The organism is Rhodoferax sp., from assembly GCF_030646845.1.
Classification (GTDB): Bacteria; Pseudomonadota; Gammaproteobacteria; order Burkholderiales; family Burkholderiaceae_C; genus Rhodoferax.
On record NZ_JAUSLE010000028.1, the window covers coordinates 64,113 to 84,345 of the forward strand.

Genomic DNA, 20,233 nt, shown 5'->3' on the forward strand with positions numbered 1-20,233 from the left:
CGCATCGGGCAGGGGCAGTATCGGTCGTGAAGCGGGTTGGAAACGAACACTGACGCGTTCGGGTTTGTAGAATGGATTATCCATGAGCCAAGCCCCCCCTTCCGAACCCACCCTGTTCACTGCCCCCGTCTGGTCTGACGCGCAGCGCGCCACCGATTTCAACGACTGGCTGAGCGCCCTGGTGCCCGTCCATGGCCTGGTCATCAACTCGCTGCGCAGCGCCTCCGCCGACGCCAGTTTTCGACGTTACTTCCGTGTGGACTCGGCGCAGGGCAGCCGCATCATCATGGATGCGCCCCCGGACAAGGAGGACTGCCGCCCCTTTGTCAAAGTCGCACAGCTGATGAATGAGGCCCATCTGCATGTGCCGCAAGTGCTGGCATGGGACGAGGCGCGGGGCTTCATGCTGCTGAGCGACCTCGGGGCGCAGACCATGATGCAGGTGATCAACCGGGACGAGCCCGGTGCCAACCAGGGCTTGTACCTGCAGGCGGTTGACGCCCTGATTGCCTGGCAAACCGCCTCACGCCCGGGTGTGCTGCCGCCCTACGACGAAGCACTGCTGCGGCGCGAGCTGGAACTGTTTCCCGACTGGTATCTGGCCCGGCACCGGGGCGTGGCCGTCGAGGGCGACGTGCGACGCACACTCGACGATGCGTTCAAACTCATTGTTGAGCGCAACCTGGCCTGGCCCAGCGTCTATGTGCACCGTGATTTCATGCCGCGCAACCTTATGATTTCGGGCGACGGGCCGCAGATGCGCCTGGGTGTGCTGGACTTCCAGGACGCGGTGTATGGGCCCATCACCTACGATATTGCCAGCCTGATGCGCGATGCCTTCCTGAGCTGGGAAGAAGACTTTTGCCTCGACATCACCATCCGCTACTGGGAAAAAGCACGCAAGGCCGGTCTGCCAGTCGGCGACGACTTCGGCGAGTTTTACCGCGGCGTGGAATGGATGGGCCTGCAACGCCACCTGAAAGTGGCCGGCATCTTCGCCCGCCTCACGCTGCGCGACGGCAAGCCGCAGTACCTGGCCGACACGCCCCGCTTTATCAACTACATGCGCGCCACCTGCGCCCGCTACCGCGAACTCAAACCGCTGCTGCGCCTGATCGACCGCGTCGAGGGCATTGAGTCCGCCAGCGGCTACGCCTTTGGCAGGGTCTGAACAAAATAGTGCTCCAGCCCTCGCAGAATATGCGCTATTAGCCATCATTTTTATAGCAACAACCTCTCATGCCCCGTTTTTACTGCCCGACCTCTCTCGCCACCGGTGACGTGCTGGACTTGCCCCCGGGCGCCGCGCGCCACGTGCAGGTGCTGCGCCTGCAGCCCGGCGACACCATCACACTGTTCAATGGCGGGCCCGGCATTCCGGCTGGCAACGGCGAGTTCGAGGCGACCGTCACGCGCATGGGCCGCAGCGACGTGCAGGTGCAGGTCGGCACCCACCACCCGGTGGAACGCGAAGCCGCCCGCGCCGTGCATCTGGCCATGGGCATGCCAGCCAATGACCGTATGGACTGGCTGGTAGAAAAGGCGACCGAGCTGGGCGTGGCCAGCATCCAGCCCTTGATGACCGAGCGCAGCGTGCTACGGCTCAGCGGTGAGCGGGCTGAAAAAAAAGTGGCGCACTGGCAGAGCGTGGCGGTGGCGGCCTGCGAGCAATGCGGCGGCAACCGGGTGCCCGTCATTCACGAGGTCATGGGTTTTCCCGCATGGATCAAGGCGCAGTCCACCAGTCACACAGGACGGGCGCTGCTGCTGTCCCTGCGTCCGGGAACGCAAGGCTTGCGTGACGCGGTCAGCGTCCCGGGCACAGCGGCCGGAAGCATCACCTTTCTGTCGGGGCCGGAGGGGGGCTTGAGCCCCACCGAGGAAGAGGCGGCCCTGGCCGGCGGCTTCGCGCCCGTCACGCTCGGGCCCCGCGTGTTGCGCGCTGAGACAGCCGCCCTGACCGCCCTGGCGGCATTGCTGATAGGGTGACGATGCATCCGCAATGACCGGTCATTGCGCTCGCTGCCGCCGTTTTTTTGGTTAACAGTTCGCCTATCCGCAGGCAACTCACAACAACATCCGCGATTTTTGCCTTAAAGCCCGTACACTCGTCCAAACCAAAAAGAGCACGAGAGATGTACAAGTTTTCAGGGATGTTGACGATCGGCTTGACCTTGCTGACAGGGCTGATGCTGGGCGCGGCTTTTTACGCGTGGTGGCAGAAAAAGACCGAACTTGCCAAACAGCGTATTCCCAGAAAATGGCCTCTGGCAGTGCGGTCCCTCGTCAGTCAGCAGGAGCATCTCGCCTGGCACTGGCTTGTTCGTTCGTTCTTTGATCATCATGTGATGCTCAAGATGCCGGTGACCCGTTTCACCCTGCCCCAGGACAAGGAAGAAGGACCACACTGGTTCCAGTTGCTGAATGGCGTCAACTGCACCTTCACCGTGTGCACGCCCGAAGGCCATGTCATCGGCTGCGTCGATGTTCCGGGTCCGATGGGCTTGTCACTGAGCAACCAGAAACTCAAGCATACCTTGCTGTCCCAGTGCAATATCGGCTACTGGGTTGTCGACCCCGAGCATCTGCCGAGTGTGAGCAAAATCCGAATCGCTTTTCTTGGCAACCAGGTGGCCATCAAGCAGGACCTTGAGCGTGCACGCCGCCAAGGCGCATTCAACGAAAGTCGCGCCAACCTGCAAACGGCTTTGCTGCGGCAACGCCAGCAAAAGAACAGTGATTTTGTCCCCCTCGATGCCACACCCGGCGAGGCATCCGATTCGTCGGGCGACAGCCATCTCTCGAGCGGATGGCAGGAAAACTCTTTCCTGACGCCGCTCGACAGCAGGTCGGCTGGACGCCGCTGAACCGGCTCGATTTGACCGGAAGACCTCAGGTCAAGGCGATCATCGCCTCAACGATTGCATCACCACACGCCATGGCCAATGGATTGGCAAGAAGATGGCGCTACCGGATGCGCGGCTCGGCCAGCAGTTGGTCGGGCAATGTGAAGTAGGCCGATGTCGCACCACGGCATTGCCGCGCCTCGTCCAGTTCATGACGAGCGACGGTGCGCAAATGCACTTCATCCGGGCCATCGAGCAGGTGCATGGCCCGGCCCCAGGTCCAGAAATAGGCCAGCGGGGTGTCCGGCGACAGCCCCATGGCACCAAACACCTGCATGGCGCGATTGACCACGCGCGTCTGCAGCCGGGCCGCCACCACCTTGATGGCGGACACATCCACCCTGCCCTGCCTGCGATCGCATTCGCTCTCATCCTGGTCCAGCCGCCAGGCGGCACGCAACACCAGCAAGCGGGCCTGATCGATTTCCAGGCGGGACTCGGCAATCCACTCCTGCACGTTGGCAAAGTCGGCCAGATACTTCCCAAAAGCCCGGCGCTCCAGCGTGCGGTCGCACATCAAAGCAAGCGCCAGCTCACACTGGCCAATAGTGCGCATACAGTGATGAATGCGCCCCGGCCCCAGGCGCGCCTGCGCCATGGCAAAACCGGCGCCCTCCTGGCCCAGCAGATTCGTCAGTGGCACGTGCACGTCACGGAACACGATTTCGCAATGCCCCTCGGGCGAGTGGTGCTGCATGATGGGAATGTTGCGCACCAGCGTGACGCCGGGCGTGTCCAAGGGCACCAGCACCATGCTGTGTTGGTCATGTTTCTCCGCCTCGTCTTCACCACTGCGGCACATCACGATCAACAACTTGCAGTTCGGATGGGCGGCGCCGGTGATAAACCATTTGCGGCCATTGAGCACCAGTTGCCCGCCGTCATGGCGCATGCGGGTCTGCAGGTTGGTCGGGTCCGATGAGGCCACGTCCGGTTCGGACATGGCAAACGCGCTTCGTATCTCGCCATCCAGCAAGGGGCGCAGCCATTGCCGGTTCTGTTCGGGAGTTGCAAAGAGGTGCAGCAATTCCATGTTGCCGGTGTCGGGTGCGCTGCAGTTGAACACCTCCGAGGCCCACGGCAGTCGCCCCATGATCTCGGCCAATGGTGCGTATTCCAGGTTGCTCAGCCGCTCGCCGGGCTCATCGTCGTGCAGACCCGGCAGGAAAAGGTTCCACAAGCCCTCCGACTTGGCCAAGGCCTTGAGGTCCTCCATGAAGGGGGGCGGAAAGACGCCCTCTGCCACCGAGCGATGCCACGCGCCGTTGTAGGGCAGCACGTACCGATCGATGAAGTCTTCCAGGCGCTGGCGCAAGGTCTGCACCTTCGGTGAATACTCGAAATCCATGGGTGGCCTTTCTGGTGAAGCGATGCTCTTGCCAGCGCGACGATTCAGCGCTGCCGCGCCAGGCACGCCAGGGAAATCGCCGTCACAAGCCCAGAGTCTGCCAAACTTGTTCCACTTTGGCTGTCACCTCGGCGCTCATCTGCATGGGACGCCCCCACTCGCGCTGGGTCTCACCGGGCCACTTGTTGGTGGCGTCCATGCCCATCTTGCTGCCCAGGCCGCTTGTCGGGGACGCGAAGTCGAGGTAGTCGATGGGCGTGTTGTCCACCAGCAGGGTGTCACGCGTCGGGTCCATCCGGGTGGTGATGGCCCAGATGACATCAGCCCAGTCGCGGATGTTGATGTCGTCGTCGACCACCACGATGAACTTGGTGTACATGAACTGGCGCAGATAGCTCCAGATGCCAAACATCACGCGCCTGGCGTGGCCAGGGTAGGACTTCTTGATGCTCACCACCGCCAGGCGGTAACTGCAACCTTCGGGCGGCAAATAGAAATCAGTGATCTCGGGGTATTGGCGCTGCAGCAACGGCACAAACAGCTCATTCAAGGCCAGCCCCAGCGTGGCGGGCTCGTCAGGCGGCTTGCCGGTATAGGTGGAGTGGTAAATCGGCTCACGTTTGAGCGTGATGCGGTCGATGGTGAACACCGGAAACTCGGCCGTTTCGTTGTAGTAGCCAGTGTGGTCGCCAAACGGGCCTTCCACTGCATGTTCGAACCCACTGGCGTGGGTTGCATCCGGATAGATATGGCCTTCCAGCACGATCTCTGCCGAAGCGGGCACCCGCAATTCGCTGCCCAGCGCACGGACGACTTCGGTACGGCTGCCGCGCAGCAAACCGGCAAACTGGTATTCCGACAGGCTGTCGGGCACTGGCGTCACTGCGCCCAGAATCGTGGCCGGGTCGGCCCCCAGCGCCACGCACACCGGGTAGGGCTGGCCGGGGTTTTGCACCCCATGCTCCCGAAAATCGAGCGCACCGCCGCGATGCGGCAGCCAGCGCATGATGACCTTGTTGCGCGCCAATACCTGCTGGCGGTAAATGCCCAGGTTCTGGCGCTCCTTGTGCGGCCCTTTGGTGATCACCAGGCCCCAGGTGATCAACGGGGCTACATCGCCGGGCCAGCAATGCTGGATGGGCAAGCGGGCCAGGTCCACGTCCTGCCCTTCCCACACCACGTCCTGGCAGGCGGCGCTGCGCAACTCTCTGGGTGCCATGTTCCACAAGGTTTTCACCATGCTGCGCATGCCCATCAGATCTTTGAAACCCTTCGGTGCCTCGGGCTCCTTGAGTGCGGCCAGCACATGGCCAAATTGGCGCAACTCGCTGACGTCGGCCACGCCCATGCCCAAAGCAACACGGCGCGTCGTACCGAACAGGTTGCCCAACACCGGCATGCTGTACCCGGTCGGATTCTCAAACAGCAAGGCGGGGCCGCCTGCACGCAAGGTGCGGTCGCACAACGCGGTCATCTCCAGATGGGGGGAGACCGCTGCACTCACCCGCTTGAGCTCGCCCAACTGTTCGAGCTGGGCAATGAAGTCTCTCAAGTCGCGGTACATCATGGTCGCCTAGTCAGCGCCGGGCTCGCTCTGCGCGGCCACCTTGAGACCTTGCCAACGTGGCGCCTGTGGCTGGGGCAGTCCCAGCAAATCGACCACCCGGCTCACTGTGTGATCGATCATGTCGGCCAGGGTCTGCGGTCGGTGATAAAAACTGGGCAAGGGCGGGAAGATGATGCCCCCCATTTCAGTGACGCTGGTCATATTGCGCAGATGCGCCAGGTTCAGCGGTGTTTCACGCACCATCAAAATCAGTCGGCGCCGTTCCTTCAACATGACATCAGCGGCCCGCGCGATCAGGTTGTCTGACAGGCCCAAGGCCACGGCTGCCAGCGTACGCATGGAACAGGGCGCCACCACCAGGCCGTCACACTGGAATGAACCGCTGGCTATTGCCGCGCCCACATCGTGCACCGGGTACGCCACATCGGCCAGAGCCTCGACTTGCGCGCGGTCCATGTCAAGCTCTTGTTGCAGGTTCAGGAAGCCCGCATCAGACACTGTCAAGTGGGTTTGGACATCGCCCATCTCACGCAACACCTGCAACAGACGAACGCCATACACGGCACCGCTGGCACCGGAGATGGCGACGACGATGCGTTTTTGGGGAGATGGCGGGACTAGGTGCACAGGCTGCCCGATCCGGCGACAGTCCGCGGAGATACCTGCAGGTCCGCCATGACGCGGGTGATCAGGGCCTCGACCTCTCCGGGGTCAAAGTCGGCGTGGTAACGCTTCTTCACGCCATACTGGTTCAACTGGTAATACCGGTCGGCCTCGATGGCATGGCGGGACAGGCAGCTCCTGACGCAGGCCAGCGGACAACCGTCCAGCGCCACAATGGGGCGCCCCGAATTGGCGATCTTCAGCAGGTAGGGCACGTCACCGCCCACACCGGCAATGCAGGACATTTCCGCCACACCGCGTCGATCCAGTTGCAGGGCCACATGATTGGCCAGCTGCGCTGCGCTGGAGCAACCGGAGCAGGAATAGACAAGCGGCAGATGGTATTTGGCCGGGCGCATGGACATCACTGCGTTTATGTCAGCGGGCCGCCCGTCTTGCCTTCAAGCGCGCCAGCAACTGCGCCGGCTTGAATTGCTCTAAATTGAGCACTGGCAACTCAATCGCATCCAGCGTGTTCTTCACCAGCAAGCCCAGCTCGGTATCACCCTCCATGGACAACCGGCGACTGAAAAAGAGCGTGTCCGGGTCTTCCTGACGGCGCGCCAGCAAGACAAAGTCATAGGCACTGGCGCTGATCGTCAGGTCGGCTGCACCCTTGTTCTGGCTGGCTGAGAAGCTGCCGTTGACCCATTCAAAATCAAATGCCCATTGGGCATCGGTCACACGCAGACGCAGCTTCTTGCCCAGCAGCATTTGCGTGACATCGAGCGCCAGCATGCGCGCCAGCGCCAGGTTCAGGCCAGTCACAAAGAGCATGGACCCCGGATAGGCCGGCAGGCGGGACAAGAGATGTCCCACAGGTTGGGGTAACAGAAACGGACTGGCGTTCATGGTGGGGACCTCCAGCTTCTACGCATGTTCTGGCTGAGCCGCCAGCTGCTCCAGCCCGGGCTTGCCGAACCAGTAGCCATTGCACCCTTGATCCGGCATCAGACCCGCCATCGCCTGCATGGCGTCAACGGCGGTGGCTTGGTGCGTCAACACGCCATGGAACAAATTGACAATCTCGACGGTGTGTTGCGACTGCGGGCTGATCCGCACAACATCAACACCCAACTCGCGCATGGCGTCCAGTTCAGGCAACAGGTTGTACACACGGGCCGACTGGGTTTGCGTGCCATTGAGAACAAGAAAGCCCTCGCTTTCACGGGTTCGCATCATCAAGCCATCGGCATGGTCCAGGCAACTGAACTGGCAATCATCCTTGGGCAGATTGCGGTGGCGCGCGGTGAAGCAGCGCGCGGAAAATGCCAGCGGCATGCGGCCATAGGCGAAGACTTCGGTTTCCAGGCCCTGAGGGCGACCCTGCTGCATCAGCGCCAGGTCGTCACGCCCCATCTCCAGCGGCATCACCCAACGTTTGACGCCCAGACCTGCCATCCACTGCAGTGTGGGCACGTTGTAGATATTGAGGTGAGGGCCGGCGATGAAGGGGGATTTGCCCGACAGACAATGCACGGCCCCCATGTCATTGGCTTCGACCGTGAAATCGCCATTGACCGACATGTCGGTGATTTTGTGCAGCACCGTGACATCGGCGCCCGATTCGATCAGCACCTGGGTGGACAGCACCACCTCCTTGCCGGCATCCAGTAGACGCGCGGCAATGCTTAACCAGTCGGCCAACCGCAGCTCGTGGCGACGAGAACAGACCGTTTCCCCCAGATACACAATATCCACCGGTGATGCCGCAATGGCGTCATAGAAACTGAACACCGCATCGCGCTGCCAGTAATACAACAAGGGCCCTAATGCGAGTTTCATGCTCATTTCCATGGTCGGTGATAGGCGCCCAAGGTGTGCTGCTGACCTTCGGCCACCTTGTCCAGATCGCTCATCCAGGCCGGCTTGGCGGAATAGCGGTGCGGGTTGTCACGACAGCTGTCAATGGCTTCGCGCCACACCTTGGTGACTTGCGCCACATAGGCCGGGCTGCGCTGGCGCCCTTCAATCTTGATGGCCCGCACACCCATCTTCATCAACTGGGGCAGCAGGGCCAGTGTATTGAGGCTGGTGGGCTCCTCAATCGCGTAGTAGTTTTTCTCGTCCCCCACGTCGAAGCGCCCCTTGCACAGGGTCGGATAGCCCGCGTTTTCTCCAGCCGCGTAGCGGTCGATCAGCACACCGTTCAGACGCGACTCGCGCCCCTGTGGCGTCTCCGTCCAGCGCACCGCCTTGGGCGGCGAGCACACGCCGTTGGTATTGGGCGCCTCGCCCGTCACATAGGAAGACAGCGCACAGCGCCCCTCGACCATCACGCACAGGCTGCCAAAACCAAAAACTTCGATTTCGACCGGGGTTTTTTCGACCACTTGCTCGACCTGGGTGAGCGACAGCACGCGCGGCAGTACGGCGCGGGCAATGCCAAAGTGCTGATGGTAAAAATTGATCGCCTCGTAATTGGTGGCGGACCCTTGAACCGACAGGTGCAGTCTGAGCTCCGGGTGGTGCTTGACGGCGTAGCTCATCAAACCCGGGTCCGCCAGGATCACGGCATGGACACCGCTCTGCGCCGCGCGGTCAATCGCGTTGCGCCACACCTGCGGACTGGCCGCCTGCGGGTAGGTATTGAGGGCCAGCAATACTTTTCGACCCCGGTCATGCGCATAGCGGATACCGGTGTTGATGGCCGCTTCATCGAAATTCAGGCCGGCGAAATTGCGTGCGTTGGTGGCGTCGCGAAAGCCCAGGTAAACGCAATCCGCGCCATGGTCGACAGCGGCTTTGAGGGCAGGCAGGCTGCCTGCCGGGCAGACCAGTTCCATGGACGCTGTGACAGGGGCATCTACCGGAGATGCAGGAGAACGGTCGACGATGGAATTCATCTTGGGCCTGGAAATGGGTCACCGTTACCGGGTGTCTCGTTACCCGCCCCGACAGGCAGGCAGTTTTTCATGGAGCAAAGGTATCAGACCTCACGCAGAGGTCCGATGACTTGGGTCAACCAAGTGGGAGTTAAATGAAATCGCCCAACCAACCATGACTCAACTGGCGGGAGTCAACCGCCGCAACCGCCGCCGCAACAACCACCGGAAGCCGCGCTCGCAACCTTGGCGCTTTTGCCGATCTGGACGCGCCACACCTGCGGGCCCTTTTCCAGGTAACTCCAGCTGAAAAGACCGGGCGAACGCATCTGAAACTGCTCATTCAGGGGTTGCGGGTCGTGGTCATTGATCAACTCCATCGTCTGCCCCGGCAGCAGGGCCTCGAAACTGTTGAATATCAACGAATGCCGCTGTGGCGGGGCGATCTGGCGCAGATCGATGGCGCTTGCGAGGGATGCAGTCATGGGATGGTCTTTCAACTGGATTGGCTTTGTCAAACAAAACGGCTTACAAACATGTACTAATAATGCCTCTTTAATGTAGTCGCAAAAGGCAGAAAAAGCAATCTACAGGATGAATCTTTGAGCACGCTCAGTGACAAAACTGGGAGAATGCAAGTCAATTCTTGCGCTACATCAAACATCCTCCATGAACCGACACCTCTGGCTGCTGGCCATCTGCCAGGGACTTTTCCTGACCAACAACGTGACCTTCATCGCCATCAACGGCCTGGTGGGTCTGAGCCTGGCGCCGCTGGGCTGGATGGCAACCCTGCCGGTCATGGGCTATGTGGTCGGCGGCGCCCTGTCCACCGGGCTGGTGGCCAAAACGCAGCACCGATTTGGTCGCAAGATGTCGTTTCAGCTGGGCCTGGCAGTGGCGCTGGCATCGAGCCTGCTGTGCGCGTACGCCGCCGTGAACAAGGATTTCTGGCTGCTGTGCGTCGCCACGGTGATCGCGGGCTACTACAACGCCAACGCGGGTCTGTACCGCTTTGCAGCGGCTGAACTGGCCGAGCCGGCCTGGCGCGAGAAGGCCGTCTCGCTGGTGATGGCCGGCGGCCTGATTGGGGCAGTGCTCGGGCCCAACCTGGCCCAGCAGACCCGCACCATGATGAACGCGCCCTTTGCAGGGGCCTACATCGCCCTGGCTGCCGTCGCCCTGCTGTCCATGGTCATCCTCAGCTTCATTGATTTCCCGCCGCCACTGCCCAAAAAATCCGGCAGCGGAGGCCGGCCGCTGAGCGAAATCATGCGCCAGCCCGCCTTCATAGTGGCGGCCGCCACCGGCGCCCTGGGCTACGGCGTGATGAACCTGCTGATGGCGGCCACGCCACTGGCCATGCAGCAGTGCAGCCTGCCTTTTTCCGACGTGGCGCTGGTGCTGGAATGGCATGTGATTGGCATGTTTGCACCGGGATTTTTCACCGGCCATTTGATCAAGCGCTTTGGCACGCTGCCCATCATGGGCGTGGGTGTCGCGCTCAACGCGCTGTGCATCGTGGTGGCGCTGTCCGGCGTTGAACTGCAGCAGTTTTTGATTGCGCTGTTTTTGCTGGGCGTGGGCTGGAACTTCCTGTTCACCGGCAGCACCACACTGTCGCTGCAAACCTACTCGCCCGAAGAAAAAGACCGGGCGCAGGGTGCCCTGAACTTCTTTGTGTTCGCCACACTGGCCCTGAGCTCATTTGCCTCCGGCGTGCTGGTCACCACACGCGGCTGGGCGCTGCTCAACTACGGCTCGCTGGTGCCGGTCGCATTGACCGCCGCGTCACTGGTCTGGCTGTGGACGCAGCAGCGCCGCGCGCTGGCTGCTTGAGGCCCCCTGCGGATCTAGAACCGGGCATCCAGCCACTGCTTGAGCGCGGCAAACACGGGCTCGGGATTGAGCTCATTGAAGATCTCATGGTAGAGCGTCTCAAAGCAGCGTGAGCTCACCACCTGCTTCGGAGCGGCTGCGGCAAAGGCCCGGCTGCCCGCCGGGTTGACCAGTTTGTCGGCCCCGGCGTACATCAACAGCGTGGGCAATTTCCAGGTCGGCGCCAATGCCACCGTGGCCGGCCCGCCCTCCGCAATGAAGCGCGCGAGCCGGCCTGACACACGGTCATGCACTAGTTTGTCAGCGCGGTAAGCCGCCACAACGGCCGGGTCATGTGAAATGAGCGAGGCATCCAGGCCGTTGCCGACCCGCAAGTTGGGAGCGATTTTGGGCAGTACCGCCAGCAGCAGTTTCTGGACGGCATTGAGCCCCGGGTCCAGCGCAGGCGAAGACATGACCAGGGCCTCCACCGGCCGGATGGCCAGCGCCACAAAACGCCCCGCCACCAGACCGCCCATGCTGTGCCCCAGCAATATCAGCGGCGTCCTGGCTTTCATGCGCGCCCGGGTGCTGTCGATGACATCGGCCAGATCGTCCAGCAAACGGTTGTCGGTGGGCAGGCCGCCACGTGGCCCGCCCGACTCGCCATGGCCATACTGGTCATACCCTCGCACGGCAAATCCCCAGTCATTGAGCTGACGGGCCACATGGTCATAACGGCCGGCATGTTCGCCCAATCCGTGCACCAGGACGACGACGCCCCGCAAGGTCCTGCCCGGACCCAGCGGCCAATCCTGAATGGCAACGTTGTCGCCATCGCTGGCAACAAAGGTGGTGAGCGTGCTTTCGGTATTCATAAGTCGGTCAATTATCAGGTTGATGAATGGCCCAATGCCCGCGGTCGCAGTTCAGTCACCCCGGCGCCGGTCAGCTTGAACACGGCCACCGCCTGCGCCAGGCGCTGCGCCTGATCGCGCAGGCTCTCCGCCGCCGCCGCCGACTGCTCCACCAGCGCCGCGTTTTGCTGCGTCATCTGGTCCAGCTGATTCACGGCGGTATTGACCTGGCCAATGCCGTCCGACTGCTCGGCCGCAGCGGCCGAAATCTCGCCAATGATGTCGCTGACCCGTTTGACCGAGCCAACGATCTCATCCATCGTGTTGCCGGCGTTTTGCACCAGTCTGGAGCCCGACTCGACTCGCTCAACCGACGCCCCGATCAGGGTCTTGATTTCCCTGGCCGCCTCGGCACTGCGTTGCGCCAGACTGCGCACTTCACTGGCCACCACCGCAAATCCGCGGCCCTGCTCACCGGCCCTGGCCGCCTCCACGGCCGCGTTCAGGGCCAGGATGTTGGTCTGAAAGGCAATGCCGTCAATGACGCTGATGATGTCAGCAATTTTCCGGGAACTTTGGTTGATCTCGTTCATGGTGGTGACCACCTGGCCCACGACGGCACCACCGCGTGCCGCCACTTCTGCGGCGGACGCTGCCAGCTGGTTGGCCTGTCGCGCGGCATCGGCGGATTGCTTCACGGTCCCGGTGAGTTGCTCCATGCTCGACGCCGTGCGCTGCAGGTTGCTTGCAGTCTGCTCGGTGCGCACACTCAGGTCCTGGTTGCCACTGGCGATCTCGGAACTGGCCGTGCCGATGCTGTCGACCGAAGCGCGCACTTGCGACAGGGCTTGCAGGTAGCGCTGTCGCATGCCTTCAACCTCATTCACCAATGCACCGATCTCGTCTTGTCGATCCGTATGAAAGGCTTGCGTCAAATCGCCGTGGGCCACTGCCGTGACGGCGCCGGTGAGTTCACCCAGCGGTTGGCTTACCGTGCGACGTACCAGCGCGTAAAGCCCGACACCCAGCAAGACGGTGGTCGCGGCTAGCAGTCCCCAGATGACGGCCATGTTGGTCCAGTACCTGGCCATGGACTCGCTCTCGGATACCTCCGCGACTAGCCATCCCGCGCCCGATTTGGTCTTGCGCATGACCGCCCATTTGTCGGCCGTCTTGTCTCCCAGGACCGTGATTGCATCGCGCACATACCCGTCCGGCGCTGCAGCAAGGGCCGCCAAGAACTTCTCAGCCTGCGGATAGGCTTCCAGAACCTTCTTGCCCTTGGCCGTCGGATGCACGGTGAAGCGCGCCTCGGCCAGCGGACCCGGCGAATTGATGAAATAGACGCCCCCGCTCTGAAAAAACCGCATCTCCGAAATCTGCTTTTCCACGGCCGCCTGCTGCAGCGAAATGTCACTGCCCACGAAAAAGATCCCCACGACAGCCCCCGCCGCGTTTTTGATCGGGTCGTAGTGGGTCATGTAGGCCTTGCCAAACAGCACTGCAGGCCCTGTGTAGGCCTGGCCCGCCGACACCAACTTGTAGGCCGGGTGGGTGCGGTCCAGCAATGTTCCCAAAGCGCGCTCCCCGTCCTGCTTCTTGAGGGACGTGGTGATGCGCAAGAAATCCTCCCCCTTTTTGACAAAAACCGTGGCCACCCCGCCCGTGTCCCGGGTGTATTTATCCACGGCGCCGGTGTCGTTGTTGACGACCGCACCATAGCTATTGAGTTCACCCGTGGCTTCATTCAGGGTGGGCACTGGATCGAAATCCTGCCGGAAGCTCTTGTAGGAACGCAACGCCAGTTCGCGGTTGGTCTGATCGGACGCATCGGCCACGGCCACAATGCTCTGGACGCGCTCGGCCACCGACGTCTCCATCAGGGCGTGCGTGCTGCGCTGTTCAATGACGCCGATGGCAACACTGACCGCCAGCAGCACGGCAGCCAGCCCGCCAAGGGACAACAGCGCCAGCCTGCGCGCAACTGACTGGTTTTGAGCGGTGGATTGATCCATGTCGACGTCTTTCGGAGAGTTATGAGAAGGGCCCAGGCTCTTCAGCCTCGCGTATGGCTGGAAACCGTGGTTCCGGTACCGGGAGGTGCCGTCGACCTGAGTCTAATGGGGTTCATCTGTGCTCCGCCTGCTGGATAACACCGAGGCATGAAAATACCGGGAGCGTATCGTGCGATAGTTTCGCCTTTGCCAACGCCCGATTTCCGTACAAGAACCAAAGCCTATGACTCCATCAATCTCCCGATCAAACACCCCAGTCATCCGGCGCCGCACCTGGTTGACCCTGGCCACAGCACTGGGTCTGGCGACGCACCACGCGTTCGCCCAGGCCCGCCAACTGCTGCGTATTTCGACGCCAGCCGTCCCGGACGACTGGCACGCCAGGATGTGGACGGTCATGAAAGAGCAACTGGGAAAAACGGCCCCCGGCCAGTTCGATGTGCAAATCAGCCTGAATGCCTCCCTCTTCAAGCAGGGGGCCGAGCCGGTGGCCATGGCACGCGGCAATCTGGAAATGACGACACTGTCAGCCTTTGACATTGCCAAACTCGTGCCGGAATTCTCCATCTTCACCGCCGGCTACGTGATTCGCGACCCGGCCCATTTGATGAAAGTGTTCAACGGCCCGATTGGTGAAGAGTTGTTCAAGCGGGTCAGCGAGAAGATGGACATCACGGTGCTGGCGCCCCTTTATTACGGCACACGCCAGCTCAATTTGCGCGAGCGCCGCAACGTCAGAACGCCGGCCGACCTCAAGGGCGTCAAGCTGCGCATGCCCGGCAGCAAGGAGTGGCTGTTTCTGGGCGAGGCGCTGGGTGCCACGCCGACACCACTGGCGTTTGGCGAGGTCTACCTGGGTCTGCGAACCGGCACCATCGACGCGCAGGACAACCCGCTGCCCACGGTGAAAAGCGCCAAGTTTTATGAAGTCACCCAACAGATCACGCTCACCGGCCACCTGGTGGATGTGCTGTTCATCGGCGTTTCCAACAAACTGTGGGCCACGCTGAACGCGGAACAAAAAGGCAGGCTTCAAGGCGCGGCCCAGGCCGCCGCCAGCTACAACAACGAAAAACGCATCGCCGATGAAAACCAGATGGTGGACTACTTCAAGCGTCAGGGCTTGAGCGTGACCACGCCGGACGTGGATGCGTTCCGCAAATCGGTGCAGACCACCTACCTCCAGTCCGACTACGCCAAGGTCTGGCCGAAGGGGCTGCTGGATCGCATCAACGCTACCCGATAGGCGGCGCCATGTTCCAATTCTTGCGCCAGGGAGCGAATGCCGTCGGAGTCTTGCTGTTCACCCTGCTGTTTTTGGTGTTTGTCGTGCAGGTGACGGCGCGCTTCGGCTTCAATCAGCCGCTGGCCTGGACCGATGAGGCCGCCGTCATTCTGTACCTGTGGGCCATTCTCTGGGGCGCGGCGCTGGTGTGCAAGGACCGGGAAAACGTCGCCTTTGATCTGTTGTACCAACATGCCAGTCCGCAGGTGCAGCGGGCCATGGCATTGGCCGCTTGCGCCTTGATCGGCGTGCTGGCGGCGTGGGGCCTGCCCGGCTCGCTGGACTACATCTACTTCATGCGACGCGAGTCCACCCCGGTCATGGGCCTGCCCTTCAACTGGGTCTTTGCACCCTTTGCGCTGCTGCTGCTGGCACTCACCGTGCGCTACGCCCTGCGCATCTACCGCCTGCTGGGCCGCGACTGGCGGAGGCATTTGTGAGCACAGCCCTGATCACCCTGTTGCTGGTGCTGGTGGCAGGCATGCTGCTGCGCGCGCCCATCGCCTTTGCCATGCTGGCCAGCGGCATTGCCTACCTGGTCGTCAAGGGGCATGACGTGGGGCTGGCCGCCGAGCAAGTGCTCAACGGCCTGTACAACGGTTATGTGCTGCTGGCCGTGCCGCTGTTTGTGTTTGCCGCCAACCTGATGAACGCCGGCACCATCAGCGAGCGGCTGTTCGAGTTCTCGCGCGTGCTGGTGGGGCGCATGCGCGGCGGGCTGGCGCAGGTGGACATTCTGGTCAGTGTGATTTTCTCCGGCATGAGTGGCAGCGCCATTGCGGACGCGGCCGGGCCGGGCCTGGTCACCATCAAGCAGATGCTCAAACACCCGGAATACACACCCGGCTTTGCCGGCGCCGTGGTGGTAGCCAGCGCCACCATCGGCCCGATCATTCCGCCGTCGATCCCGATGGTGATCTACGCCCTGGTGTCCGGCACCTCGGTAGGGGCGCTGTTCCTGGGCGGCCTGCTGCCCGGCCTGCTAATCGCCGCGCTGCTGATGGCAGGCGTGCATTTCATTGCCACCCGGCGCAACATGCCGAAGGATGATCCGATTCCAGCCCGTGACCTGCCCGGCATTCTGCTGCGCGGCTTTCTGCCCTTGACCTTGCCGGTGGTGCTGCTGGCCGGCATTTACTCCGGTGCCTTCACCCCCACCGAAGCGGCGGCCGTGGCGGCCCTGCACGCCCTGATTCTGGCTGGTGTCGTTTACCGTGCCTTCACGCCCAAAGCCCTGTTTGTTGTGACGCTGGAGTCGCTGCGTTCCAGCGCGGTCATCACCATGATCATCGCCTCGGCCTACCTGCTGAACTACGCCTTTGCCACCGAAGGAGTGCCTGGCAACCTGGCGCTGTGGGTGGCCAGCCTGCATTTGGGTCAACTTGAGTTCCTGCTGCTGGTGAACGTGGTGTTTCTGGTGCTGGGCTGCTTTCTGGACGTCTCGGTCATGCTGCTGGTGTTTGTGCCCATGCTGATCCCGACCGCCAGGCTGCTGGGCATTGACCTAGTGCACTTCGGCGTGGTGGTGGTGGTCAACATGATGATCGGGCTGATCACCCCGCCGTTTGGCATGCTGCTGTTTGTGACCAATGCGCTCACCGGCATTCCGCTCAAAGACATGGTGCGCGAAGGCTGGCCATTCACGCTGCTGCTGTTATTGGCGCTGCTGCTGCTGACGCTGTTTCCGCAAATTGTGCTGTGGCTGCCGCAAACCATGGGCTACGTGACGGGCTGATGTGATCCGCCGGGCCCGGTGTCACAGGTAGGGCTTGAGCCAGCCCAGTCCGGCTGAGGTGCTACCGGCCTGCATCCCTCTCACAGGCCGGTACTCACAACCGACCCAGCCGGCATAGCCCAACTCGTCCAGCACCGAGAACAGGTACGGGTAGTTGAGTTCGCCCAGATCGGGCTCGTGCCGCTCCGGCACCCCCGCAATCTGGATATGGCCGACGCGGCCGCTCGGCAGGTATTGGCGCAGTTTCATCGCCACGTCACCTTCCGCGATCTGGCAGTGGTACAAGTCCATCTGCACCTTGAGGTTGGGCGCACCCACTTCTTGCACGATCTCATGCGCATGGTCCTGGCGGTTCAGAAAGAAGCCCGGCATGTCGCGAGTGTTGATTGGCTCGATCAACACGTCAACCCCCTGCTTCGCCGCCTGAGCCGCGGCCCGGAATGCAGGCCACACCCCGGGTGCCCACCTCCCACGCCCGCTGAATGGAGGATTCGTCCGTGCCACCCGGCGGCGCGTTGAACAGGACCTGTTGCAAGCCATGGGCGTTTAGACGGGCCGTCAGTTCTTCCGGCGCCCAGGCGTAGGGAAACAGATACTCCACCGCCTTGAAACCGTCCCGGGCCGCCGCCTCAAAGCGCTCCAGAAAGGGCAACTCCGGGTACAGCAGGGACAGGTTGGCGGCAAAACGGGGCATGGCGTAGTTCAGACTTGGAGCGGGGCGCAAAGTGTCGCACAGGCATGGCCAGCGTGCGGCGTCAGCCCAGACCCGTCAGCCGCACCGCCAGCCCCGCCAGCGCGCAGGCCGCAATCACCGGAATGACGCCCAGTTTGTAACGCAGCAGCGCCAGCGCCGCCAGGGCCACCAGGGCCAGTGCCACAAAATCTATTTTTGAGGCAAATGTGCCTGCAGCCCCCGTCCTGTATGCGATATGCACTATGAAAAACAGAGCAAGACTGGCAATCACTCCGACCACGGCGGCGGTGATGGCGGTCAGCGGTGCGGTGAAGTGCAGCTTGCCATGGGTCGACTCCACCAGCGGGCCGCCCGCCAGAATGAACAGGAAGGACGGCAGGAAGGTAAACCAGGTCACCACCACCGCGGCCAGTGCCGCCCCCAGAAACAGCGCGTCCGGCCCCAGCACCTGCTTGGCCCAGCCGCCCAAAAAGCCGACAAACGCCACCACCATGATCAGCGGGCCGGGTGTGGTTTCACCCAAGGCGAGGCCGTCCATCATCTGCGGCCCGGTCAGCCAGCCAAACTGCTCCACGCCGCCCTGGTACACGTAGGGCAACACGGCGTATGCGCCGCCAAACGTCAAGAGCGCGGCCTTGGTGAAGAACCAGCCCATTTGGGTCAGCGCCCCTCCCCAGCCCTGCCACGCGACCAGTGCGCCCATCGGCAGCAACCACAAGGCCGCGCCGATGAGCAGAACCTTGGCCAGACGTGATTTCCTGAAGCGCGCGTGCGGCGGCGTGGGTGTGGCGTCTCCGATCACAAACGGCGCATGGTCTTGCCCCGCCTGGGCCGCACGCGCCTGCTGGCGCCCGGCATTGCCGCCGGCGGTGTGCCCGCCCGCGTGCCCAAACTGCCGAAGCCCCCAGCGCTGGCCGAGCCAGCCGGTCAGCGCCGCCGCCAGCACCACCCACGGAAAAGGCACGTCCAAGAAGGCAATTGCTACAAAACTGATAGCTGCTACCGCCCATAACACGGGGGCTGTTGATGGTTTCTTCAATGTCCTGGAGCCAATGCGGTGCACCGCCTGCAGCACGATCGCCGCCACCGCCGGTTTGATGCCATACAGCAGCCCGGCCACCCACGGCACACTGCCAAAGGCCACATAGATCCAGCTCAAGCCGATCAGAATGAACAGCGAAGGCAGCACAAACAGCCCGCCCGCCACCACGCCGCCCCAGGTACGGTGCATCAACCAGCCGATGTAGGTGGCCAGTTGCTGCGCCTCCGGGCCCGGCAGCAGCATGCAGTAGTTCAACGCATGCAGGAAGCGCTTCTCGGAAATCCAGCGTTTTTCTTCCACCAGCTCGCGGTGCATGATGGCAATCTGCCCGGCCGGCCCGCCGAAGCTGATGAACCCCAGGCGGAGCCAGAACTTGAAAGCGTCGAAGAACGACACCACCGGCGCCGCCTGCTGACTTGACGTGACACCGGCAGCGATCGTTTTGCTGGACGGACGCGCGCTCATGCCGACTTCCAGGTGTGTTTTTCATCCTGGCCCGCCACCGCATCGCGGCACCAGGCGTACAGGGCGTCGTAAACGGGCATCAGAGTCTCCAGCATGGCGGCATCTTCGGAGTGGGTGCGCGCCATGCCCAGCGAGACAGCCACCAGGCCGGCGCACTGGGGCGCCAAGTCGAGCCGGTCGGTGTCGGCACCGCGCACGATCAACGCGAGGCGCAGCAGCGCCGCGTCCTGCGCCAATCCGTAGTGTTTGATGAACGCGTCGAAACTGCACCGCTCGCCCTCATGCGTGAACAGCGTGCTGGCCACGTGCGGCCCGACGTCGTACGCCATGGCCACTTCGCGCTGCGCCACGGCCGCCACCTGGTCGGTGGGCACATACAGGAATTGCGCGCCGGCATCGACAAAACGCCGGACCAGCCAGGGACAGGCAATACGGTCGATGCGCGGGCGCTCGCGCGTCACCCAGCGTGTGCCATTGCCCACGGGTTTGGCCACCAGGGGCAGGGTCTGTTCACGCCACGCTTCGATGCCGCCCTGCAAAAAAGACGCGTTGATGCCGCGCTGGCGCAAGGCCGTCACGGTGCCCTGGCTCACCTCGTGTCCGTGGATGCAATACACCAGCACCGACGCGACGACCGGCAGCGTCGCCGCCCATTGCGCCACCTGCAAAGGGTCGCGGCGCAAAGCGCCTGGCAACAGGTACGCGGAGGCATCAAAGGCCTCGTTCTTACGCACATCAACAACCAATGGCGCAACGGGTCCGCGCAATTGCGCAGCGAGCGCGGTCGGGGAAATGGAATAGGAAGGCGGTTTTGTGGTGTCCATAAAAGTCCAATCAAGTTTGCAGCATTTGGACGGGACACCGTCTTGAGACCCTAATAGGCCTGATGCCGGGGAGCTGACACCCCGACAGGCGAAATGTAGCATAGCGCGTTCAACCCTGCATGACGGCTTGCTCAGCGACCGGCAACACGTGCTGTGACCCACGCGTCGGCCGAATTCGGGGCTCTCTGC

19 protein-coding genes and 1 pseudogene are annotated in these 20,233 nt (G+C 62.5%); 7 read left to right on the plus strand and 13 right to left on the minus strand.

Annotation, left to right across the window (positions count from 1 at the left end; all coding sequences use genetic code 11):
• The first annotated feature begins 82 nt into the window (after window positions 1-82).
• The 3 genes from Q7T10_RS07550 to Q7T10_RS07560 all read left to right on the plus strand — a co-directional run bounded on the left by Q7T10_RS07550 (window position 83) and on the right by Q7T10_RS07560 (window position 2,867).
• Entirely contained in the window at window positions 83-1,171 is a 1,089-nt protein-coding gene (locus Q7T10_RS07550; RefSeq protein ID WP_304747269.1) for an aminoglycoside phosphotransferase family protein, read from the plus strand.
• A gap of 68 nt (window positions 1,172-1,239) precedes the next feature.
• On the plus strand, window positions 1,240-1,989 hold the full coding sequence (locus tag Q7T10_RS07555) for a 16S rRNA (uracil(1498)-N(3))-methyltransferase (RefSeq protein WP_304747270.1): 750 nt from the start codon (window positions 1,240-1,242) through the stop codon (window positions 1,987-1,989).
• A gap of 200 nt (window positions 1,990-2,189) precedes the next feature.
• Window positions 2,190-2,867 (plus strand): hypothetical protein, encoded by a 678-nt coding sequence (locus tag Q7T10_RS07560; protein ID WP_304747272.1) that lies wholly within the window; start codon window positions 2,190-2,192, stop codon window positions 2,865-2,867.
• 100 nt (window positions 2,868-2,967) lie between these two features.
• Here the strand turns inward: Q7T10_RS07560 and Q7T10_RS07565 are convergent, their stop codons facing one another.
• The 8 genes from Q7T10_RS07565 to Q7T10_RS07600 form a co-directional block, all read right to left on the minus strand.
• Window positions 2,968-4,254 carry an acyl-CoA dehydrogenase family protein gene (locus Q7T10_RS07565; protein ID WP_304747273.1) on the minus strand — a complete coding sequence of 429 codons (1,287 nt, stop codon included), beginning with the start codon at window positions 4,252-4,254 and terminating at the stop codon, window positions 2,968-2,970.
• Between the two features lie 82 nt (window positions 4,255-4,336).
• Window positions 4,337-5,821: a 4-hydroxy-3-polyprenylbenzoate decarboxylase gene (gene ubiD, locus Q7T10_RS07570; protein WP_304747275.1), complete on the minus strand. Its 1,485-nt coding sequence runs from the start codon at window positions 5,819-5,821 to the stop codon at window positions 4,337-4,339.
• A 6-nt stretch (window positions 5,822-5,827) separates the two neighbouring features.
• Window positions 5,828-6,448, minus strand: coding sequence for a UbiX family flavin prenyltransferase (locus Q7T10_RS07575; protein ID WP_304747277.1), 621 nt, complete (start codon window positions 6,446-6,448; stop codon window positions 5,828-5,830).
• A complete protein-coding gene (locus Q7T10_RS07580; protein WP_370653745.1) occupies window positions 6,439-6,843 on the minus strand; it encodes a putative zinc-binding protein in 405 nt (134 codons plus the stop codon). The genes Q7T10_RS07575 and Q7T10_RS07580 overlap by 10 nt, the downstream gene beginning before the upstream one ends.
• 19 nt (window positions 6,844-6,862) lie before the next feature.
• Window positions 6,863-7,336: an SCP2 domain-containing protein gene (locus Q7T10_RS07585; RefSeq protein ID WP_304747280.1), complete on the minus strand. Its 474-nt coding sequence runs from the start codon at window positions 7,334-7,336 to the stop codon at window positions 6,863-6,865.
• Between the two features lie 18 nt (window positions 7,337-7,354).
• Window positions 7,355-8,269 (minus strand): U32 family peptidase, encoded by a 915-nt coding sequence (locus Q7T10_RS07590; protein ID WP_304747282.1) that lies wholly within the window; start codon window positions 8,267-8,269, stop codon window positions 7,355-7,357.
• A gap of 2 nt (window positions 8,270-8,271) precedes the next feature.
• A complete protein-coding gene (locus tag Q7T10_RS07595; protein ID WP_304747284.1) occupies window positions 8,272-9,330 on the minus strand; it encodes a peptidase U32 family protein in 1,059 nt (352 codons plus the stop codon).
• A 173-nt stretch (window positions 9,331-9,503) separates the two neighbouring features.
• Window positions 9,504-9,794, minus strand: coding sequence for a DUF2249 domain-containing protein (locus Q7T10_RS07600; protein ID WP_304747286.1), 291 nt, complete (start codon window positions 9,792-9,794; stop codon window positions 9,504-9,506).
• Between the two features lie 184 nt (window positions 9,795-9,978).
• Between Q7T10_RS07600 and Q7T10_RS07605 the strand changes: the two genes are divergently transcribed.
• Window positions 9,979-11,148, plus strand: coding sequence for an MFS transporter (locus Q7T10_RS07605; protein ID WP_304747288.1), 1,170 nt, complete (start codon window positions 9,979-9,981; stop codon window positions 11,146-11,148).
• 14 nt (window positions 11,149-11,162) lie between these two features.
• Here the strand turns inward: Q7T10_RS07605 and Q7T10_RS07610 are convergent, their stop codons facing one another.
• A complete protein-coding gene (locus tag Q7T10_RS07610; RefSeq protein WP_304747289.1) occupies window positions 11,163-12,005 on the minus strand; it encodes an alpha/beta hydrolase in 843 nt (280 codons plus the stop codon).
• Between the two features lie 14 nt (window positions 12,006-12,019).
• Window positions 12,020-13,999 (minus strand): methyl-accepting chemotaxis protein, encoded by a 1,980-nt coding sequence (locus tag Q7T10_RS07615; protein WP_304747290.1) that lies wholly within the window; start codon window positions 13,997-13,999, stop codon window positions 12,020-12,022.
• A gap of 223 nt (window positions 14,000-14,222) precedes the next feature.
• Between Q7T10_RS07615 and Q7T10_RS07620 the strand changes: the two genes are divergently transcribed.
• The 3 genes from Q7T10_RS07620 to Q7T10_RS07630 are packed head-to-tail and all read left to right on the plus strand — an operon-like array spanning window position 14,223 to window position 17,019.
• A complete protein-coding gene (locus Q7T10_RS07620) occupies window positions 14,223-15,245 on the plus strand; it encodes a sialic acid TRAP transporter substrate-binding protein SiaP (protein ID WP_304747291.1) in 1,023 nt (340 codons plus the stop codon).
• An 8-nt stretch (window positions 15,246-15,253) separates the two neighbouring features.
• Entirely contained in the window at window positions 15,254-15,724 is a 471-nt protein-coding gene (locus tag Q7T10_RS07625) for a TRAP transporter small permease (protein ID WP_304747292.1), read from the plus strand.
• The gene (locus tag Q7T10_RS07630; RefSeq protein WP_304747293.1) at window positions 15,721-17,019 is read left to right on the plus strand and encodes a TRAP transporter large permease; all 1,299 of its coding nucleotides are present in this window, start codon (window positions 15,721-15,723) and stop codon (window positions 17,017-17,019) included. The genes Q7T10_RS07625 and Q7T10_RS07630 overlap by 4 nt, the downstream gene beginning before the upstream one ends.
• A 21-nt stretch (window positions 17,020-17,040) precedes the next feature.
• On the opposite strand, the pseudogene Q7T10_RS07635 reads toward Q7T10_RS07630, so the two are convergent.
• The 3 genes and pseudogenes from Q7T10_RS07635 to Q7T10_RS07645 all read right to left on the minus strand — a co-directional run bounded on the left by Q7T10_RS07635 (window position 17,041) and on the right by Q7T10_RS07645 (window position 20,044).
• Window positions 17,041-17,713 (minus strand): annotated as a pseudogene (locus Q7T10_RS07635) (hydroxypyruvate isomerase family protein).
• Window positions 17,714-17,774: 61 nt separating this feature from the next.
• Window positions 17,775-19,220: a chromate efflux transporter gene (gene chrA / locus Q7T10_RS07640; protein ID WP_304747294.1), complete on the minus strand. Its 1,446-nt coding sequence runs from the start codon at window positions 19,218-19,220 to the stop codon at window positions 17,775-17,777.
• Complete coding sequence (locus Q7T10_RS07645) at window positions 19,217-20,044, minus strand: chromate resistance protein ChrB domain-containing protein (protein WP_304747295.1); 828 nt, start codon at window positions 20,042-20,044, stop codon at window positions 19,217-19,219. The genes chrA and Q7T10_RS07645 overlap by 4 nt, the downstream gene beginning before the upstream one ends.
• Window positions 20,045-20,233: the final 189 nt, after the last annotated feature.

Coding starts and splice junctions, on each gene's coding strand:
- Q7T10_RS07550 (WP_304747269.1), top strand. CDS start 83: ATGAGCCAAGCCCCCCCTTCCGAACCCACCCTGTTCACTGCCCCCGTC.
- Q7T10_RS07555 (WP_304747270.1), top strand. CDS start 1,240: ATGCCCCGTTTTTACTGCCCGACCTCTCTCGCCACCGGTGACGTGCTG.
- Q7T10_RS07560 (WP_304747272.1), top strand. CDS start 2,190: ATGCTGGGCGCGGCTTTTTACGCGTGGTGGCAGAAAAAGACCGAACTT.
- Q7T10_RS07565 (WP_304747273.1), bottom strand. CDS start 4,254: ATGGATTTCGAGTATTCACCGAAGGTGCAGACCTTGCGCCAGCGCCTG.
- ubiD (WP_304747275.1), bottom strand. CDS start 5,821: ATGATGTACCGCGACTTGAGAGACTTCATTGCCCAGCTCGAACAGTTG.
- Q7T10_RS07580 (WP_370653745.1), bottom strand. CDS start 6,843: ATGCGCCCGGCCAAATACCATCTGCCGCTTGTCTATTCCTGCTCCGGT.
- Q7T10_RS07585 (WP_304747280.1), bottom strand. CDS start 7,336: ATGAACGCCAGTCCGTTTCTGTTACCCCAACCTGTGGGACATCTCTTG.
- Q7T10_RS07590 (WP_304747282.1), bottom strand. CDS start 8,269: ATGAAACTCGCATTAGGGCCCTTGTTGTATTACTGGCAGCGCGATGCG.
- Q7T10_RS07595 (WP_304747284.1), bottom strand. CDS start 9,330: ATGAATTCCATCGTCGACCGTTCTCCTGCATCTCCGGTAGATGCCCCT.
- Q7T10_RS07600 (WP_304747286.1), bottom strand. CDS start 9,794: ATGACTGCATCCCTCGCAAGCGCCATCGATCTGCGCCAGATCGCCCCG.
- Q7T10_RS07605 (WP_304747288.1), top strand. CDS start 9,979: ATGAACCGACACCTCTGGCTGCTGGCCATCTGCCAGGGACTTTTCCTG.
- Q7T10_RS07610 (WP_304747289.1), bottom strand. CDS start 12,005: ATGAATACCGAAAGCACGCTCACCACCTTTGTTGCCAGCGATGGCGAC.
- Q7T10_RS07615 (WP_304747290.1), bottom strand. CDS start 13,999: ATGGATCAATCCACCGCTCAAAACCAGTCAGTTGCGCGCAGGCTGGCG.
- Q7T10_RS07620 (WP_304747291.1), top strand. CDS start 14,223: ATGACTCCATCAATCTCCCGATCAAACACCCCAGTCATCCGGCGCCGC.
- Q7T10_RS07625 (WP_304747292.1), top strand. CDS start 15,254: ATGTTCCAATTCTTGCGCCAGGGAGCGAATGCCGTCGGAGTCTTGCTG.
- chrA (WP_304747294.1), bottom strand. CDS start 19,220: ATGAGCGCGCGTCCGTCCAGCAAAACGATCGCTGCCGGTGTCACGTCA.
- Q7T10_RS07645 (WP_304747295.1), bottom strand. CDS start 20,044: ATGGACACCACAAAACCGCCTTCCTATTCCATTTCCCCGACCGCGCTC.